The 17,308-nt window shown below is 72.1% G+C and carries 18 protein-coding genes and 1 pseudogene; 8 read left to right on the top strand and 11 right to left on the bottom strand.

Features of this window, described 5'->3' with window-relative positions:
- Positions 1-64 precede the first annotated feature (64 nt).
- Together ACFV6I_RS08125 and ACFV6I_RS08120 are read right to left on the bottom strand one after the other, a co-directional pair.
- Entirely contained in the window at positions 65-667 is a 603-nt protein-coding gene (locus tag ACFV6I_RS08125; RefSeq protein WP_063347977.1) for a malonic semialdehyde reductase, read from the bottom strand.
- A gap of 113 nt (positions 668-780) precedes the next feature.
- Positions 781-1,038 carry an exodeoxyribonuclease VII small subunit gene (locus tag ACFV6I_RS08120; protein ID WP_063347976.1) on the bottom strand — a complete coding sequence of 86 codons (258 nt, stop codon included), beginning with the start codon at positions 1,036-1,038 and terminating at the stop codon, positions 781-783.
- 164 nt (positions 1,039-1,202) lie between these two features.
- On the opposite strand from ACFV6I_RS08120, the gene ACFV6I_RS08115 reads away from it, so the two are divergent.
- The gene (locus ACFV6I_RS08115; protein WP_380423927.1) at positions 1,203-1,697 is read left to right on the top strand and encodes a GNAT family N-acetyltransferase; all 495 of its coding nucleotides are present in this window, start codon (positions 1,203-1,205) and stop codon (positions 1,695-1,697) included.
- Positions 1,698-1,766: 69 nt separating this feature from the next.
- Here the strand turns inward: ACFV6I_RS08115 and xseA are convergent, their stop codons facing one another.
- Both xseA and ACFV6I_RS08105 read right to left on the bottom strand, forming a co-directional pair.
- Positions 1,767-2,987, bottom strand: a complete 1,221-nt coding sequence (gene xseA / locus ACFV6I_RS08110; protein WP_380374721.1) for an exodeoxyribonuclease VII large subunit — start codon at positions 2,985-2,987, stop codon at positions 1,767-1,769.
- Positions 2,988-3,022: 35 nt separating this feature from the next.
- Positions 3,023-4,387: an APC family permease gene (locus ACFV6I_RS08105; RefSeq protein ID WP_380423926.1), complete on the bottom strand. Its 1,365-nt coding sequence runs from the start codon at positions 4,385-4,387 to the stop codon at positions 3,023-3,025.
- 87 nt (positions 4,388-4,474) lie between these two features.
- On the opposite strand from ACFV6I_RS08105, the gene ACFV6I_RS08100 reads away from it, so the two are divergent.
- Together ACFV6I_RS08100 and ppgK are read left to right on the top strand one after the other, a co-directional pair.
- On the top strand, positions 4,475-5,449 hold the full coding sequence (locus ACFV6I_RS08100) for a 4-hydroxy-3-methylbut-2-enyl diphosphate reductase (RefSeq protein WP_063347973.1): 975 nt from the start codon (positions 4,475-4,477) through the stop codon (positions 5,447-5,449).
- Positions 5,450-5,616: 167 nt separating this feature from the next.
- A complete protein-coding gene (ppgK, locus tag ACFV6I_RS08095; protein ID WP_063347972.1) occupies positions 5,617-6,363 on the top strand; it encodes a polyphosphate--glucose phosphotransferase in 747 nt (248 codons plus the stop codon).
- 22 nt (positions 6,364-6,385) lie between these two features.
- On the opposite strand, the gene ACFV6I_RS08090 is transcribed toward ppgK, so the two are convergent.
- On the bottom strand, positions 6,386-7,048 hold the full coding sequence (locus ACFV6I_RS08090) for a DUF6542 domain-containing protein (RefSeq protein ID WP_380423925.1): 663 nt from the start codon (positions 7,046-7,048) through the stop codon (positions 6,386-6,388).
- 230 nt (positions 7,049-7,278) lie between these two features.
- Between ACFV6I_RS08090 and ychF the strand changes: the two genes are divergently transcribed.
- Positions 7,279-8,352, top strand: coding sequence for a redox-regulated ATPase YchF (ychF, locus tag ACFV6I_RS08085; RefSeq protein ID WP_063347971.1), 1,074 nt, complete (start codon positions 7,279-7,281; stop codon positions 8,350-8,352).
- Positions 8,353-8,820: 468 nt separating this feature from the next.
- Here the strand turns inward: ychF and ACFV6I_RS08080 are convergent, their stop codons facing one another.
- The 6 genes and pseudogenes from ACFV6I_RS08080 to ACFV6I_RS08055 form a co-directional block, all read right to left on the bottom strand.
- Entirely contained in the window at positions 8,821-9,453 is a 633-nt protein-coding gene (locus tag ACFV6I_RS08080; RefSeq protein WP_380423924.1) for a hypothetical protein, read from the bottom strand.
- Positions 9,450-10,865, bottom strand: coding sequence for an AAA family ATPase (locus ACFV6I_RS08075; RefSeq protein ID WP_380423923.1), 1,416 nt, complete (start codon positions 10,863-10,865; stop codon positions 9,450-9,452). Before ACFV6I_RS08075 ends, ACFV6I_RS08080 begins: the two co-directional genes overlap by 4 nt.
- A 526-nt stretch (positions 10,866-11,391) precedes the next feature.
- A complete protein-coding gene (locus ACFV6I_RS08070) occupies positions 11,392-11,655 on the bottom strand; it encodes a type II toxin-antitoxin system RelE/ParE family toxin (RefSeq protein ID WP_371517250.1) in 264 nt (87 codons plus the stop codon).
- Complete coding sequence (locus tag ACFV6I_RS08065; RefSeq protein ID WP_380374713.1) at positions 11,648-11,917, bottom strand: type II toxin-antitoxin system Phd/YefM family antitoxin; 270 nt, start codon at positions 11,915-11,917, stop codon at positions 11,648-11,650. The genes ACFV6I_RS08070 and ACFV6I_RS08065 overlap by 8 nt, the downstream gene beginning before the upstream one ends.
- Positions 11,918-11,991: 74 nt before the next feature.
- The gene (locus ACFV6I_RS08060; RefSeq protein ID WP_380423922.1) at positions 11,992-12,657 is read right to left on the bottom strand and encodes an HAD-IA family hydrolase; all 666 of its coding nucleotides are present in this window, start codon (positions 12,655-12,657) and stop codon (positions 11,992-11,994) included.
- 57 nt (positions 12,658-12,714) lie between these two features.
- Positions 12,715-13,862 (bottom strand): annotated as a pseudogene (locus tag ACFV6I_RS08055) (dihydrofolate reductase family protein).
- A gap of 160 nt (positions 13,863-14,022) precedes the next feature.
- Here ACFV6I_RS08055 and ACFV6I_RS08050 point away from each other — a divergent pair.
- The 4 genes from ACFV6I_RS08050 (at position 14,023) to ACFV6I_RS08035 (ending at position 17,192) form a co-directional block, all read left to right on the top strand.
- Positions 14,023-14,841, top strand: coding sequence for a methyltransferase domain-containing protein (locus ACFV6I_RS08050; protein WP_380423921.1), 819 nt, complete (start codon positions 14,023-14,025; stop codon positions 14,839-14,841).
- Between the two features lie 226 nt (positions 14,842-15,067).
- On the top strand, positions 15,068-16,402 hold the full coding sequence (locus tag ACFV6I_RS08045) for a DUF4190 domain-containing protein (protein WP_380423920.1): 1,335 nt from the start codon (positions 15,068-15,070) through the stop codon (positions 16,400-16,402).
- Positions 16,403-16,564: 162 nt separating this feature from the next.
- The gene (locus tag ACFV6I_RS08040; protein WP_380423919.1) at positions 16,565-16,765 is read left to right on the top strand and encodes an SPOR domain-containing protein; all 201 of its coding nucleotides are present in this window, start codon (positions 16,565-16,567) and stop codon (positions 16,763-16,765) included.
- A gap of 10 nt (positions 16,766-16,775) precedes the next feature.
- The gene (locus ACFV6I_RS08035; protein ID WP_063347964.1) at positions 16,776-17,192 is read left to right on the top strand and encodes an NUDIX domain-containing protein; all 417 of its coding nucleotides are present in this window, start codon (positions 16,776-16,778) and stop codon (positions 17,190-17,192) included.
- Positions 17,193-17,308 lie beyond the last annotated feature (116 nt).

The raw sequence follows: 17,308 nt of genomic DNA, 5'->3' as shown, positions 1-17,308 counted from the left end.
GGGGCGCCTGTGGGGGGGCCCCCCCCCGCCCCCCGCGGGGGGGGCCCCTCGCGCGTGCGGCGGATCAGACCGTGGTGACGACCTGGTCGTACGCCAGGCGCGGCGAGCGCGGGAACCACGCCTCGTCGCCCGGCTTGCCGATGTTGACCACGGCCAGCACCGAGTGCTCGCCGTCGCCGAAGAACTCCTTGTTGATGCCCTCGGCGTCGTAGCCGGTCATCGGGCCGGCGGCCAGGCCGGCGGCGCGCACGCCGATGATGAAGTAGGCGGCCTGCAGCGCGCCGTTCAGCGAGGCGGAGCGCTCACGGACGGTGCGCTCGGAGAAGAACACGTCCTTGGCCTGCGGGAAGTGCGGGAACTGGGTCGGCAGCTCCTCGTGGAACTCGTTGTCCGCGGCGAGGATGGCGACCAGCGGGGCGGTGCTGGTCTTGGCCTTGTTGCCGTCCGCCAGGTGCTGGACGAGGCGCTCGCGGCCCTCGGTCGAGCGGACCAGGACGACGCGCAGCGGCTGCTGGTTGAAGGCGGTCGGGCCGTACTTGACCAGCTCGTAGATGGCCTGGACCTGCTCCTCGGTCACCGGCTCGTCGGTGAAGGTGTTCGCGGTGCGGGCCTCGCGGAACAGCAGGTCCTGAGCGGCGGCGTCGAGTACCAGGGCGTCGGTGGTCATGCTTGTCTGCACCTCATGCGGGAGGGGGTTCGTCGGATTGACCGGCCGTGGCCGGTCACACCATCTCAACATGGGTGAAGATTCAACGATTCCCCGGCCCGCTGTGAGCCGCGTCACTCCCCGCCCGCGGCCCCGTCCTCCTCGGCGGCCAGCGCCGCGTCCAGCCGGGCCCGGGCGCCGTCCAGCCAGCGCTGGCACACCTTCGCCAGCTGCTCGCCGCGCTCCCACAGCGCCAGCGACTCCTCCAGCGACGTCCCGCCGTTCTCCAGCTGCCGGACCACCTCCAGCAGCGCGTCCCGGGCGTGCTCGTAGCCCAGCGCGTCGTCCGGGGTCGGTGCCGCCGCGTCCTGCTGCTCCTGCTGCTCTGCCATGCGTGCCAGCGTAGGGGCTGGAGCCGACAGAGTCGGCGCAGCGCCGACGGAACGGCCGCGGCGGGGCGAAAGCCGGAACGGCCTCGGTGAGGCGAAGGCAGCGGGTGAGGCGGCGGGGCGAAATCGGATGCGTCCGGCCGGCCGGCGGCGCTACCCTCCGCCGCATGATCACGGTCCGACCCGCCGCCCCGGCCGACGCCCCCGAGCTCGTCCGGCTGCGCGACCTGATGTTCGAGGCGATGCCCAGCATGGCCGGCCTGACCGGGCCGGGGCCCTGGCAGGCCACCGCCGAGCGGATGCTGCGCGAGCGCCTCGCCGCCCCGGCCGGGGAACTGACCATGCCGTCCTTCGTGGTGGACGATCCGCGACGGCCCGGCCGGCTCGCCGCCTGCGCGGTCGGCACGCTGGAGCACCGGCTGCCCGCGCCGGGAAACCCGAACGGCCGGTTCGGCTTCGTCTTCAACATCTGCACCGACCCCGGCCACCGGCTGCGCGGCTACGCCCGGGCCTGCACCGAGGCGCTGCTGGACTGGTTCGACGACCAGCGGGTCGGCCGGATCGACCTGCACGCCAGCAGTGGCGGCGAGGCGCTCTACCGCAGCCTCGGCTTCGGCGAGCACTCCATCGCGCTCTCCCGGCAGCGCTCCCACGAGGCCTGACCGTCGTCCACCGTGGCGCCGGGCGTTCCTACGAGCCCAGGCCGTCGTCCACCGCGACGCCGGGCGCTCCTACGAGCCCTGACCGTCGTCCACCGCGACGTCGAAGGCCCCGCCCGCGACCCGGGCGTGCAGCCCCTCGCCGGCCGTGACCTGCGCCGGGTCGGTCACCACCGTGCCGTCCGTCCGCTGGAGCACCGCGTAGCCGCGCTCCAGGGTGGCCGCCGGGGACAGCGCGACCACCCGGGCGAGGGTGTGCCCGAGGTCGCTCTGCGCGTGGTCCAGCCGGTGCCGCAGGGTGCGCCGGGCCCGCTCCAGCAGCGCGGTGACCTCCTGGCCGCGCCCGTCCAGCATCCGGTGCGGGGCGGCCAGCGCGGGGCGGCTGCGCACGCCGTCCAGCCCGTGCTGCTCGCGCTCGACCCGGCCGAGGACGTGCCGCCGGGCACGGTCCCGCAGCAGGCGGACCTTGGCCAGCTCCTCGCCGACGTCCGGAACCACCCGTTTGGCGGCATCGGTCGGGGTGGAGGCGCGCAGGTCGGCGACGAAGTCCAGCAGCGGCTGGTCCGGCTCGTGGCCGATCGCGCTGACCACCGGCGTACGGGCGGCCGCGACCAGCCGCACCAGCCCCTCGTCCGAGAACGGCAGCAGGTCCTCGACGCTGCCGCCGCCGCGGGCCACGATGATCACGTCCACCTCGGGGTGCTCGTCCAGCTCCCGGACGGCCGCGCTCACCCGCTCCACCGCGCTGACCCCCTGCACCGGGACGTTGCGCACCTCGAAGCGGACGGCCGGCCAGCGCCGCCGGGCGTTCTCCAGCACGTCCCGCTCGGCCGCCGAGCCGCGCCCGGTGACCAGCCCGACGCACTGCGGCAGGAACGGCAGCGGGCGCTTGCGCTCGGCCGCGAACAGGCCCTCCCCGGCGAGCCGCCGCTTCAGCTGCTCCAGCCGGGCCAGCAGCTCGCCCAGCCCGACCGGCCGGATCTCCGAGGCCCGCAGCGACAGCTGCCCGCGCGCCGCGTACCACTCCGGCTTGGCGTGCACGACGACCCGCGCGCCCTCCTGCACCACGTCCGCGACCTGGTCGAACACCGAGCGGAAGCAGGTCACCGTGAGCGACACGTCCGCCTGCGGGTCGCGCAGGGTCAGGAACACCACGCCCGCCCCCGGCCGGCGGCTGAGCTGGGTGATCTGCCCCTCCACCCAGACCGCGCCGAGCCGGTCGATCCAGCCGCCGATCAGCGCGGAGACCTTGCCGACCGGGATCGGGGCTTCGGGGGAGCTGGTGTTGGCCATGCGTATGAGGCTAGCGGCGCCGGCCGACACCGCCCCTAGCGGCGCCGGTCGACAGGGCCGCCCGGAGCGGGGGAGCCCTGGACGCCCAGCACCACCAGCCCGACCGCCAGCCAGATCAGCCCGACGAGCTGCGCGGTCGTCGAGGCCTCGTAGACCACTGCGGCGATCACCGCGATCCCCAGGGCCGGGACGAGCAGGTGCCGCACCCGGTCCCGGGAGCCGTGCCGCACCGTGTACCAGCCGATCACCGAGGCGTGCAGCAGCGCGAAGGCGGTCAGCGCGCCCACGTTGACCACCGAGGTCAGCTGGTCGAGCCCGTCGTCCCGGTTGGCCGCCCAGACCGCCGCGGCCATCGTGATCACCGCGGCCGCCAGCAGCGCCCGGCGCGGCACCGCGGTGGCCGGGTCGACCGTGCCGAGGACGCGCGGCAGCCGTCCCTCCCGGCCCATCGCGTAGACCAGCCGCCCGGCCGCCGCCTGCCCGGCCAGCGCCGCGAAGGCCGCGCCGATCGCCTTGCTGGCCGCCACCAGGACGTGCAGCCAGTGCCCGACCCCGCTCTCCACCGTGTCGTAGAAGGCCGAGCCCTGCGCCGCCGGGTCGGCCGCCAGCTGCTGCGGGCCCAGCGGCTCCAGCAGTGCCGCCAGGTAGGTCTGGGTGACGAACAGCACCCCGGCCAGTGCCAGGCACCAGAGCAGGGCCCGGGCCACCGCCGCCGAGGCGCCGACCGCCTCCTCGACGAAGGTGGCGATCGCGTCGAAGCCCAGGTAGGAGAGCACCGCGACGGACACGGCCGAGATCACCGCGGTCAGCGAGAAGGCGCCGACGGCGGTGAACGGGGTGTCCCAGCCGCGCCGGGCGCCGCCCTGGACCAGGGCCACCACGGCCGCGGCGACGAACACCGCCAGCACCGCGATCTCCAGGGCGAGCACCGCGAAGCCGACCACGGCCGCCGTCCGCACGCCGATCAGGTTGAGCGCGGTGGTCAGCACCACTGCGAGCGCCGTCCAGACCCAGCGGGAGACGCCGGGCACCAGCGAGTTCAGCGCGATCCCGGAGAACAGGTAGGCGACCGCCGGGATCAGCAGGTAGTCGAGCATCGCCATCCAGCCGGCGATGAACCCGGGCCCCTCGCCCAGCCCGGCCCGCGCGTAGGCGAACACCGAGCCGGTCTGCGGCACCGCGCGCACCATCTGGGCGTACGAGAAGGCGGTGAAGCCCATCGCGACGGTCGCGGCCAGGTAGACGGTGGCGACGGCGCCGTGGCTCCTGGCGTCCAGGACGCCGAACACGCCGACCGGTGCCATCGGAGCGATGAACAGCAGGCCGTAGACCATCAGGTCGCGGACGCTCAGGCTGCGGCGCAGGCCGCCCGGTTCCGTTTGCCCGTTCGCAGAGCTCATAGACACCACATTTGAGCACCGACGACCGGGTCTGTCCGGAAAGCGCCTCCCGTCGGCGCGGCTCGGCGCCGCCCGTACGATGGAGCCATGTCCAACACCGCGCCGCGCCGTGTCCTGCTCGCCGCCCCCCGGGGCTACTGCGCGGGTGTCGACCGCGCCGTGATCGCCGTGGAGAAGGCCCTGGAGCAGTACGGGGCGCCCATCTACGTCCGCAAGCAGATCGTCCACAACAAGTACGTGGTGCAGACCCTGGAGAAGAAGGGCGCGATCTTCGTCGACGAGACGGAGGAGGTGCCTGAGGGCTCGATCGTGGTCTTCTCCGCGCACGGCGTCGCGCCGGCCGTCCACGACGAGGCGAAGGCCGGCCGGCTGGCCACCATCGACGCCACCTGCCCGCTGGTCACCAAGGTGCACAAGGAGGCCGTGCGCTTCGCCGACGAGGGCTTCGACATCCTGCTGGTGGGTCACGAGGGCCACGAGGAGGTCGTCGGGACGATGGGCGAGGCCCCGGACCGGATCCACCTGGTGGACGGCGCCGAGGACGTCGCCAACGTGCGGGTCCGGGACGAGTCCAGGGTCGTCTGGCTGTCCCAGACCACCCTGTCGGTGGACGAGACCATGGCCACCGTCGGCGAGCTGAAGAAGCGCTTCCCGGCGCTGGTCAGCCCGCCCAGCGACGACATCTGCTACGCCACCCAGAACCGCCAGGTCGCGGTCAAGCAGATGGCCCCCGAGACCGACCTGCTGATCGTGGTCGGTTCCAAGAACTCGTCCAACTCCGTCCGCCTGGTCGAGGTCGGCCTGGAGTACGGCGCCAAGGCCGCCCACCTGGTGGACTTCGCCGAGGAGGTCCAGGAGGCCTGGCTGGAGGGCGTCGGCACGGTCGGTCTGACCAGCGGCGCCTCCGTCCCGGAGATCCTGGTCGAGGGCGTGCTGGAGTGGCTGGCCGCGCGCGGCTACGACACGGTCGAGACGGTCAAGACCGCCGAGGAGCACCTGATCTTCTCGCTGCCCAAGGAACTGCGCCGCGACCTGCGCGCCGAGGCGGCGGGCAAGCTGTAGGGCCGAGCCTGGGACCGCTCCCGGACCGCTCCCAGGCCCTTCGCGCAGAGCCCGGCACCCCCCTCGGGGTTGCCGGGTTTTCTGCTGTGCGTCCGCCCGTGCCCTCTCGTAGTTTTGTGCACAGGCTGTGGACAAGCGGTCCGCGGCCCCGGCGGAGGGTGGACGTGATGACGGCGGTATTCGGCGTGGACATCGGCGGTTCGGGCATCAAGGGCGCCCCGGTCGACCTCGCCCGGGGCGTGCTGGCCCAGGAGCGGTACAAGGTGCTCACCCCGCAGCCGTCCGCCCCCGAGGCCGTGGTCGCCGCCGTCTGCGAGGTGGTCCGCCAGTTCGACCACCAGGGCCCGGTCGGGCTCACCTTCCCCGGCGTGGTGGTCGGCGGCCGGACCAGAACCGCCGCCAACGTGGACAAGGGCTGGATCGGCCTGGACGCCGCGGGCCTGTTCCGCGAGGCGCTCGACCTGCCCGCGACCGTGCTCAACGACGCCGACGCGGCCGGGCTCGCCGAGACCGTGCACGGCGCCGGGCGCGACCAGTCGGGCGTGGCGCTGGTGCTCACCTTCGGCACCGGCATCGGCAGCGCGCTCTTCGTCGACGGCGTGCTGGTGCCCAACACCGAACTGGGCCACCTGGAACTGCGCGGCAAGGACGCCGAGCGCCGGGCCTCCTCGGCCGCCAAGGAACGGCACGGGCTGACCTGGGAGCAGTGGGCCGGGCGGGTCGACGAGTACCTGGACCTGGTCGAGATGCTGTTCTCGCCGCAACTGGTCGTGATCGGCGGCGGGGTGAGCCGCAAGCACGAGAAGTTCCTGCCGCTGCTGCGGGAGCGGGAGGCGCGGGTGGTGCCGGCCGAGCTGCGCAACGACGCGGGCATCGTCGGCGCCGCCATGGCGGCGGCCCGGGCGGCGGGCTGAGGCCGCCCGCCCGAGGCGCCGCTCAGCGGGAGCGCTGGATCCGGCGCTGGGCCACGAACCGGGCGAGCACGATCAGCGCGGCCAGTCCGGTGCCGGAGAACAGCCAGCCGGCCCGCAGCGCCAGCCCGGTCGCCAGCGCCACCACCTGGGCGGTGACGCCCGAGGAGGTGACCGGCCCGAGCAGCAGCAGCGCCAGCGCGAAGGCGATCGGCCCGCTGATCGGTGCGGCCAGCAGGTCGACGTAGCGCACCCGGACGGCCAGCTGGAAGCAGACGACCAGGTAGCCGAGGCCGAACAGCCAGCCGAGGCGGTCGAACAGCAGCCGGTCCAGGCCCGCGACGGCGAGCGTCGCCAGGACGGCGGCCACGCCCGTGCCGATGGCGGTCAGCCGGGTCGGTCGTCCGGTCCGGCGCCGCCCGTACAGCGGGGCCTCGGAGCGTCCGGGCAGCGGCAGCCGCAGCCGCAGCCTGGGGGTGGCCGGGCGGGCGGCGGCGGGCGGCCCGGCTACCGGGCGTAGCCGGGCGGCGGGGGCGGCGGCGGGGGCTGCGGGGGCTCCGGCGGTCTCGGGAGCCCGGCCGGGCCCGGGGACGGCGGCCCCGGCCGCGCCGTTCGGCGGTCGGCGTCTGGGCCCTGGCGGCTGGGTACGGATGCTCTGCTCCACCCGCCCAACGTACGGTCCGATCATCGCCACACTGTGTAATGGACCGTTCAGGTCTTGTCCCGTGTCTCCTGGCGGAGTGCTGATGTGATCGTCGTTCAGCGGCCTGACCTGTCCGGCCCAGCCCCCCGGGCACCCCGCCGGAGTTCCTGAAGCCCCTCCCGGCGGCGACCGGGGCGTGAGGCGCTGCCCGTAGACTTGGGGGTCGGCCCGCACGGTGCCGACCCAACTCCTCCAAGCCCACGGGACTGCGCTTCATGTCGCTCACGATCGGAATCGTCGGCCTGCCGAACGTCGGCAAGTCGACCCTGTTCAACGCCCTGACCAAGAACGACGTGCTGGCGGCCAACTACCCGTTCGCCACCATCGAGCCGAACGTCGGCGTCGTCGGCGTCCCGGACGCGCGGCTGGCCAAGCTCGCCGAGATCTTCGGCTCCCAGCGGATCCTCCCGGCCACCGTCGACTTCGTCGACATCGCCGGCATCGTGCGCGGCGCCAGCGAGGGCGAGGGACTGGGCAACAAGTTCCTCGCCAACATCCGCGAGTCGGACGCGATCTGCCAGGTCGTGCGCGCCTTCACCGACCCGGACGTGGTGCACGTGGACGGCAAGGTGTCGCCCAAGGACGACATCGAGACCATCCACACCGAGCTGATCCTGGCCGACCTCCAGACCGTCGAGAAGGTCCTGCCGCGGCTCCAGAAGGAGGCGCGCCTGAAGAAGGAGACCGCCCCCGTGCTGGCCGCCGCCGAGGCCGCGCAGGCGGTCCTGGAGACCGGCAAGACCCTCTTCGAGGCCGGCTTCGACACCACCCCGATCCGCGACCTCCACCTGCTGACCGCCAAGCCCTTCCTCTACGTCTTCAACGTGGACGAGGCCGAGCTGGCCGACGAGGACTTCAAGAACGTCCAGCGCGAGCTGGTCGCCCCGGCCGAGGCGATCTTCCTCAACGCCAAGATCGAGTCCGAGCTGATCGAGCTCGACGACGACGAGGCCCTGGAGCTGCTCCAGTCGATGGGCCAGGAAGAGCCTGGCCTCGCCACCCTCGCCCGGGTCGGCTTCGACACCCTCGGCCTGCAGACCTACCTCACCGCAGGCCCCAAGGAAACCCGCGCCTGGACCATCAAGAAGGGCGCCACCGCCCCCGAGGCCGCCGGAGTCATCCACACCGACTTCCAGAAGGGCTTCATCAAGGCCGAGGTGATCTCCTTCGCCGACCTGGTCGAGACCGGCTCCATCGCCGAGGCCCGCTCCAAGGGCAAGGCCCGCATCGAGGGCAAGGAATACATCATGCAGGACGGCGACGTGGTGGAGTTCCGCTTCAACGTCTAAGCGGATGAAATAACACCACGTCGCTGACTTGGCAAACATGCAGGTCACAAGGGGCCCGGCTCTACGGAGTCGGGCCCTGCTTGTTTCCCGTGCTGGGATGGTGCTGGGAAATCTGAGCCCGTGTCACCAATTTTCGTCCCTGCTCACCTTTACCGTGCTGGGCTCGGTAAGGCTTGTGAGATAAGCGACCGCAGCTCGACAGACGCCCTCTGATCACAGAGGACGCTTACCTCATGCTCAAGAGACGGCTGCTGCCGCGGCGCCTACTTTCGGTCGCCTCCGCGCCGTCGGCCGGCGATCACGCACGGCCGTAGCCAGGACGCTCTCGCCAAGTGTGCGTGGGGAAGGGCGGCCCCGATCATGCGGACGCAGCATATTGTTGGGCCGACATCGACGAGGCGACTGGCCGTGGGGCGGCTGCGCGTGAAGTTTGCTGCACCTGAAGGTAGTTGTGCGGTTTGGGCTAGGTCAGTCGTTGAGTATCTCGAACGCTTCGTCTAGATCCTTGACGAAATCCTGCCATGACGGAAGGCAGGTCACCGGGCCCTCCGGGTCCAAAAGTTCGAGCATGCGCAGCCGGTGCTGTGAGAAGCGCTTCTGGAACTGGGAGAGGCGGCGTCCTTTGTACTCGCTTGCCTGCGCGAGCGAGTCCTTGAGGAGCTGTTTAGGGTCGGCGACCTTTTCTGCCGCGATGCCCTTGGGGAGATCAAGGCTGACGCGGCCGCTCGGGTTCTCGGCGACCTGGCGCAGACATGCCTCATCGAGAAGCAGCCAGGCTTCCAGCATGCGGACAGGTACTACAGCGACGTGCCGGAGACCGGGCCACTCGGCGCACACTGCCTCTTCGATCTCGTTCCTGCGGTCCTGGGCGGGACCCCGGTCGGCATCCCGTTGCACCACAACCAAGTCGTAGGTTCCGTGCAACTTACGGGCTGCCCGCAGTTTGTCCCGGACGGAATGGCCGGGCGGTGGCCGCAGTAGGCCGAAGTCAGGGACGGTGATCGAGACATCGAGCCCCCTGCGCACGGCAATGGATTCGACGTGCGGTACGAGGCCGTTGTCGCTGCTGCCCTCACCAATGAACAGAACGCGGGCGGTCACGCGACCCCCCAGTCCAGCGTGAGCTGCGCTCCGATGGGTGTGGTGAGGTACGGCAGGATGTCTGCCTTTGTCACGAAGTCGCCTCCCGCCCTCGTGGCCCGCCACGTCTCGGCCAGTGGACGCAGGCGGAGAGCCCGGTTCAGAGAGCCGTTCTCGGCCATGTGGATAGCGGTGTCGGCGAACAAGAGGTCTTCAGGTTCGACGAGTTGTACGACCCCGGGTGAGTGTGTGTTGATCAGTACCTGCCGGAACGGATTGTCTGTTCCAGGTTCCTCTGACGGGTCGACGGCAAGGTCCTGGACAAGGGCGACCATGGCGTTGAGATTCGCGGGATGGATGCCATTCTCGGGCTCCTCCATGCAGATCAGACCACTTACGGACGTGTCTTCGAGCAGGACGCACAAGGCCAGGAAGCGCAGGGTGCCCTCGGAGAGGCTACGGGCGGGCAGCGTCATGCCGGCCACCTCGCGTACGTTGACTGTGAGGAGCTGCCGGACCTCGTCCTGATCGACATCCAGATCGCGGATATGGATACCGGTCAGGTCCGATAGACGTCCCGCCAGCCTGGCGTAGATCTGGCTGGGATCCGCGCCGGGAGTGCCGTGGGCCACACGGAAGAGTGTCGCGGGGAGGTGGGAGCCGTCGGCGCCCATTACCTGTGGGTCGACATAGCGGTCGGACCTGCGCAGAGCCGACGGCTCAAGAGCTAGCCGTCGCCAGGACTGCATCTCACGGCGAGCCGCGAGGATGGTGGGGTCGTCACTGCTGGTGATGGTGGAGACGACTGTTGCGGGTGCACGGGACGCTGCGGCTGGCTTGGGCTGGCCCCGACTGCCACCGTCCTGGTGGATTTTGACCACCGACTCGCCGGATTCGGTCGTCGTTGAGATGAAGGGGGCGCCGCTGCGATGGCCCTGAATGACGCTGTTGCGGAAGTCCTTCACGCTGTGGGGGAAGAGAAGGTGCCGGGGGGCCTTGCCTTTGGTGATGTGACTCAGCGTCTCATGGAGGAGGGTGAGGCGGCCGAAACGGTCTAGGCCGGACGGCTCCTGGTAGCCGACCTCCAACTCGTACCGCAGAAACGTGGTCGTGGCCTTCGCGGCCCGGCCGAAGTCGTCCTCCGCGTTGAGCGGGACGATCATCTCGGCGGCGAATCGCATCCGGTGATGGCCAGGCTCGAAGCCCTTCCAGAAGAGGTCACGAGGGTCACCCTGGCGCTCACCGTGTACGCCCCGGACCTCTTGGGCCGCTTCCATCATCGACTGGTCGGCCAGCAGGGAGAGGAACTGGATGGCGTCGAAAACATTCGACTTGCCGGTGCCGTTCTCCCCTGCGATGCAGGTGAAGGGTCCGAAGTCGATGGACAGGTCCAGGAGGTTCTTGAACCCGTGGACTTCGATGCGGGTCAGCATGCTGTCTCCGGAAGCTCGCCGGGCGGATCCGCCCAAGCCTACTGGCGAGGAGGGCCGTTACGTGTGTCGGTTGCTCTCCACATCGTTGATGAGAGCCCGCGCCGCCTCGTCTTCCCCAGTCTGCCGGTCTGTGGCTCGCAGTCCTCCTAGCCGTGGATGAGCCTGGCGACGAACGGTAGTCTGCGGCCACCTCCAACGACTGACGGGGGCCGAATTTTCGCGCGGCCGAGGTTTCCGAGTTGCTCGCTACGTCAACTGTTCGCGGAGGGGGTCAGGGTGGCAGGGCGTGCTGGGACGCCTCTCCCGTGCTGGGATGGTGCTGGGATGGCCCCCTCCGAAGTCACGTTTCCTCAGGTCGGAGCTCTGTGCTCGACATTCCGCTTCAACGTGTAGCCGTCTGGTTGCTACGAGTTGACTGATTGGTCGAATGTGCAGGTCGGAAGGGGCCGGGCTCTGTCGAGTCCGGCCCCTTCCGCGTCATCGTGCTGGATGGGTGCTGGATGTTCTGACGCCGGGTCCGTGGTCGTCAAGCCTCGTAAACGGTGGACCGATGTCCCACGTGGACGACCCAGATCACCAATTCCCCGTTGTCGATCGTGTAGACGACGCGGTAGTCGCCGACGCGCAGGCGGCGACGCTCGGGCTGGGAGACGAGCGCAGTGGTGTTGAAGCCGAGGGGATCGGTCTCCAGTTCGGTCAGCTTGGCCAGGATGCGCAGCGCCATGTCGCGAGGGATCTTCCGGAGTTCGGCCTGAGCCTCGGGTCGGAAGACCGTCCGGAACTCACTCATTGCGCGCCAGCGTCTCCCTCATGACGTCCTCGATCGGGATACCGACTGCCGGATTCGCCATGCGCTCGTCGATGATCCGGTTGATCTCGCGCTCTTCCCACTTCTGGTACTTCCGAAGTACCTCGATGGACACCACAGCGGCGACTTCTTTGCCTCGGCGCGTGATCACCGTGGGTACGTCGTCCCGGTCGGCGCGCTCCACGACCTCGGCCAGGTGCGCGCGTACGTCGCGGATGGACTCTATGGGCAAGGGCTGCGTCATGCGCTCAAGAGTACCGAGTGTTCCATGTGTACACAATGTGTCGAGCGGTCTTGCGGGGCGGGCGGTCGGCTCGGTCAGGGGTGGATGCTGACGGTGATGACGCCGTCCGGTGTGGTGGTCACGGTGATGTTGTCGAGGGTGGCGGCGTGGGCGTCGGGTCGGTGGGCGGTGGCGCGGGGGCCGATGCCGATGACGCGGATGCCGGCGGCGCGGGCGGCCGTGATGCCGGCGTCGGAGTCCTCGAAGGCGAGGCAGTCGGCGGGGGCGAAGCCGAGGGCGGCGGCGCCCTTGAGGAAGCCCTCCGGGTCGGGCTTGCTGGCGCCGACGGACTCGGCGGTGACCAGGACGGGCGGCATCGGCAGGTCGGCGGCGCCCATCCGGATGCGGGCGAGCGGTTCGTCGGCGGAGGTGACCAGGGCGTGCGGCAGGCCGTTCAGGGCGGCGAGGAAGGCGGCGGCGCCGGGGATCGGGACGACGCCGTCGGTGTCGGCGCGCTCGGCGGCGAGCATCCGCCGGTTGTCGGCGAGGTTGAGTTCCACCGGGCGGTCGGGCAGCAGTTCGGCCATCGTCGCGTGGCCCTGGCGGCCGTGGGCGACGGCTAGTACGGCGACGGGGTCGAGGCCGTGCTGCTCGGCCCAGCGGTGCCAGCAGCGCTCGACCACGGCATCGGAGTTGACCAGGGTGCCGTCCATGTCCAGGAGGACGGCGCGAGCGGTCAGCTGGAGGGGTGCGGTGGGCATGGGGCTGCTCCTCGGGCAAGGAAGGACGAGCTCTTTGTTCCCCGATGATACAAAAGATCAGCCGAGCAGGTGGGCGTTGACCGCGCGGGCCGCCTCGGCGAGCTCCGGCAGCTCCACCACCTCGACCCCGGCCGCCGCCAGCAGGGCCGTGCCCTGGCAGTCGGTGACGAACAGGTCCGGTTCGCGCCAGGCCACCACCACCCGCGGCACGCCCGCCGCGATCAGCAGCCGGGCGCACGGCGCCGGCCGCGAGGCGCGCTGTCCGCACGGTTCGAGCGAGCTGTAGACGGTCGCCCCGCGCAGCCGCGGGTCGCCGGCCGGGAGCTTGCCGAGGGCCGCCTCCTCGGCGTGGTCGTGCGCGTCGCCCTCCCGGCTGTAGCCCTCCGCCAGGACCTCGCCGTCGGCGCCGACGATCACCGCGCCGACCGAGAAGGCCGTCGCGGACGGCGGGCAGCGGCGGGAGAGTTCGACGGCCCGGCGCAGGTGGTCGAGGTCGGCGGTCGCGGGACGGGCTCCGGTCACGGGGCGGGCTCCTTCGGGGCGTACCTGAGCAGGACGACGTCGTCCACCGTACGTGCCTCCAGCAGGCGCATCCGCCGGGCCGGGCCACCCGGGAACGCGGCCGGGCGGACGAACCTCGGCGCCTCGGCCTGGCCGACCAGCAGCGGGGCGACCGCCAGCTGGAGCTCGTCCGCCAGGCCCTGGGCCAGGAACTGGGTGTGCACGCCGCCGCCGCCCTCGACCATCAGTCGGCGCACCCCGCGCGCGCCCAGGTCGTCCAGCACCGCGCCGAGGTCCACCGCGCCGCCGAGCGCGACCACCTCGGCCAGCCCGTCCAGGCGGGGCCGCAGCACGGTCGCGCCGGCGTCCGTGGTGTAGGCGAGCCGGGCGCCGCCGGTGTGCCAGAAGCGCAGGCCGGCGTCGAGCGCGCCGCTCGCGCTGAGCGTCACCTTCAGCGGGTACTCGGCGCGGCCGTCCGCGAGCCGGGCGGCCCGGCGTGCGGGGTCGTTGACCAGCAGGCGCGGATTGTCGGCGCGCAGCGTGTTGCCGCCGACCAGGACGGCGTCGGCGGCCGCGCGCTCGGCGTCGACCCGGTCGAAGTCGGCCCGGTTGGAGAGCAGCAGGCGGTCGGGGGAGGCGTCGTCGAGGTGGCCGTCGAGGGACATTGCGGCGCTCAGCATGACGAAGGGGCGCTGGCCGGGCATGGGCGGGGGGACCGTTCTCTCGGGTGCGCCCCCACGGTACGGCCGCCGGGGGTGGTGCAGTCGCCGGGTGATCGACAGGTGAGACGAATCTTCTCGACATCCGGAACGTCCGCTAGCGTCGAAGGCGTCGCGGAAACCGACCACGCCCCAGGGGGACACCATGACCGGACAGCAGCCCGCCACCGTCTACACCCACGGCTACCAGGAGGCCGTGCTGCGCTCGCACCGCTCCCGGACGGCCGCCGACTCGGCCGCCTACCTGCTGCCCGAACTGCGCCCTGGGCAGGCGCTGCTGGACATCGGCTGCGGGCCCGGCACGATCACCGCCGACCTGGCCGAGCTGGTCGGCCCGGGCGGTCGCGTGGTGGCCGTGGACACCTCCGGCGAGGTGCTGGAGCAGGCCGCCGCGTACGTGGCCGGCCGGGGCCTGTCCAATGTCGTGTTCGAGATCGCCGATGTCCACGAACTGCCACACCAGGAAGGTGAGTTCGATGTGGTGCACGCCCACCAGGTGTTGCAGCACGTGGCCGACCCGGTGGCCGCGCTGCGCGAGATGCGCCGGGTCGCGGCGCCGGGCGGTGTGGTCGCGGCCCGGGACGTCGACTACGCGTCGATGACCTGGTTCCCCGAGGCGCCCGCGCTGGACCGCTGGCTGGAACTGTACGAGCGGATCGCTCGCGCCAACGGCGGCGAGCCGGACGCCGGGCGGCGGCTGCTGTCCTGGGCGCGGGCGGCGGGCTTCACCGACATCGCCGCGACCGCCACCACCTGGACGTACGCGACGCCCGAGCAGCGTGCCTGGTGGGGCGGGATGTGGGCGGACCGGGTGACCGGCTCCGCCATCGGCCGGACGGCGGTGGAGCGGGGCTTCGCGGACCGGGCCGAACTGGCGCGGATCGCGGCCGGCTGGCAGGAGTGGAGTGCCGCCGGGGACGGCTGGTTCTCCATGCTGCACGGCGAGATCCTGGCGCGCGGCTGACCGGGGGCAGGGTCGAGATCGGGGCCGGGCCAGGGCGGCCCCGCAGATGGCGGCGAGGCGACGGGGTGGGGGAAACGGTCGCGCGGGCGTTCGGAAAGATCGGGTAAAGTCGCGCGTCCGCTCGTACCGGGGCCGTTCGGGCCCGTCCGGCCCGCTGCTGGAGGGGGCGAGCCGACGAGTCGAGCTGCCGAGTCGATGCCCGTACCGGCGGGCCGGGGGAGTCCACGTGTCCAAGCCTGCGTCCGAGCCGCCCGCGGCCGATCCCCGCATACCGGCCCACGAGGCCGCGACGGCGAAGCAGGCCGAGCGGACGGGGCAGTCGGAGCAGCAGGCGCAGCCCGAGCCTCCCGCGCCCGCCGCCCCGCCCGTGCCGACCGCGCCCGCCAACCCGTGGGCCGCGCCCCTGCCGTCGCAGGCCCCGCCGCAGCCACCGCCCCCGCCGCTGCCCGCCGGCGGCTGGGCATCGGTGCCGCCCGCCGCACAGTCCGGCCTCCAGCCCGGCTTCCCCTACCCCCGGCCCGCCCCCGTCACCAACGGTTTCGCGGTCGCCGCCCTGGTGACCGGCCTGGTCGTGGTGGCGCCGGTGGCCCTGGTGTTCGGCATCATCGCGCTGGTCCAGATCAACCGCCGCAAGGAGCGCGGCTTCGGCATGGCGGTGACCGGCCTGGTGCTCGGCGTGGTCGGCACGGTGCTGCTGTCGCTCGCCGTGGCCGGTTCGACCTTCGAGCTCCCCGGGGGCGGCAGGTTCGACCAGTCCACGAAGGCCCCGGCCGGGTCCGTCCCGTGGGCCGCGCTGAAGTCCGGGGACTGCTACAACACCCCCGAGAACGGCAGCCGGGCCGACCCCGAGGGCGGCGACGAGACGCTCTACTGGGTCCGCCGGGTGCCGTGCTCGGCCGCGCACCACGGCGAGGTGGCCGGCACCGCCCGGATCCCGGCGAGCGACGGCCCGTCCTACCCGGGCGAGGCGACGGTCCGCCTGCAGGCCGCCGACCTGTGCCGCACGGTGCTCGACGACTACGCCCTCGACCAGTGGGCGATCCCGGACGGCATGGACGACGTCTACCTCTACCCGACGCGGGGCAACTGGAGGTCCGGCGACCGCTACGTCACCTGCGCGTTCGAGGACCGCGACGGCGAGCACCTGGGGACGGTCCGCACCGACCGGGGCAGCCTGAACCCCGCCCAGCTGGCCTACCTGGAGGCCGTCCGGGGCTTCAACGACGCCTACGCGGAGCAGCCGAGCAAGGGCTTCGCGGACGCGTCGTCCGAGTACCGGACGTGGGCCCGGCGGATGTCCACCGCCTCCCACGCGGAGGCCACGGCGCTGAACAAGGCGTCGGCGGCGTGGCCTGCCGAGGTCAAGCCGGCGGTCCGCAAGCTGGCCGCGGCCCAGGAGGCGGCCGCGACCGCCTGGGACGCGGCGGCCTCCGGCGACGACCTGGAGGGCGACGTCCGACGGGCCCGGGCGCTGGTGACCAAGTCGGTGCCGCTCAGCATCGAGATCCGGCGCGGGCTCGGCCTGTCCACCGGCGAGCAGGTGCCCGACCTCCAGGTCTGAGCCGCCGAGGGGTCTGAGCCGCCGACGGTTCTGAGCCGCCGGGCGCGGCCGGGTTACCCGCCGTTAACCGCGCCCGTACCTGCCGGTAGCGAGCCGTCCGTAGCGTCGTGGGGGCGGATCCCCGGCCCGACCCCCACGCAGGCCGGGGATACGCTCCCCGCCATGAGCGCCTTTCGGGTGATGCGGCAGGACGACAACGGCAACCGCTTCCTGGTCGCGGGCGGGCTCGACCGCCTCGCGGCGGAGCGGCTGGCGGCCGAGTTCGAGGCCCGCGGCCACAAGCAGCTGTACTGGGTCGAGGCCGAGCCCGAGCCCGAGCCCGAGCCCGAGGCTGCGGACGGCGCGGGGGCGGACACGCCCTAAGGTCGGGCCCATGGACAAGGCCAGCGAGAACCCCGTCGAGCCCCGGATCGTCGTCGGCGGCGCCCTCATCCACCGGGGCCGGGTGCTCGCCGCACGGCGCAGCGCGCCCGCGGCGGTGGCGGGGCGCTGGGAGTTCCCGGGCGGGAAGGCCGAACCCGGCGAGACCGAGGCGCAGGCGCTGGAGCGGGAGCTGTTGGAGGAACTGGGTGTCCGGGCGCGGGCGCTGGAGCGGCTGCCGGGCGCGTGGAGCGTCCGGCCGGGTCTGGAGCTGCGCTTCTGGGCGGCCGAGCTGCTGGCCGGCGACCCCCGTCCTCTGGAGGACCACGACGAGCTGCGCTGGCTCGGCCCGGCCGAGCTGGACAGCGTCGACTGGATCGAGCACGACCGCGACGTCCTGCCGCACGTCGCCCGGTTGCTCCATGCATAGGGCGGCCTGAGCCGGTGTGCGACGCGCGGGGTACGGGGTAGGTCAATCAGACAAGACGACCCGGCGGCCGGGATAGCCTGGGTTCTGCTGGGTATGTCACTTTTCGGCACTATTCG

This window comes from Kitasatospora sp. NPDC059803, assembly GCF_042732255.1.
Classification (GTDB): Bacteria; Actinomycetota; Actinomycetes; order Streptomycetales; family Streptomycetaceae; genus Kitasatospora.
This window is presented reverse-complemented; position numbering and strand designations above follow the sequence as displayed.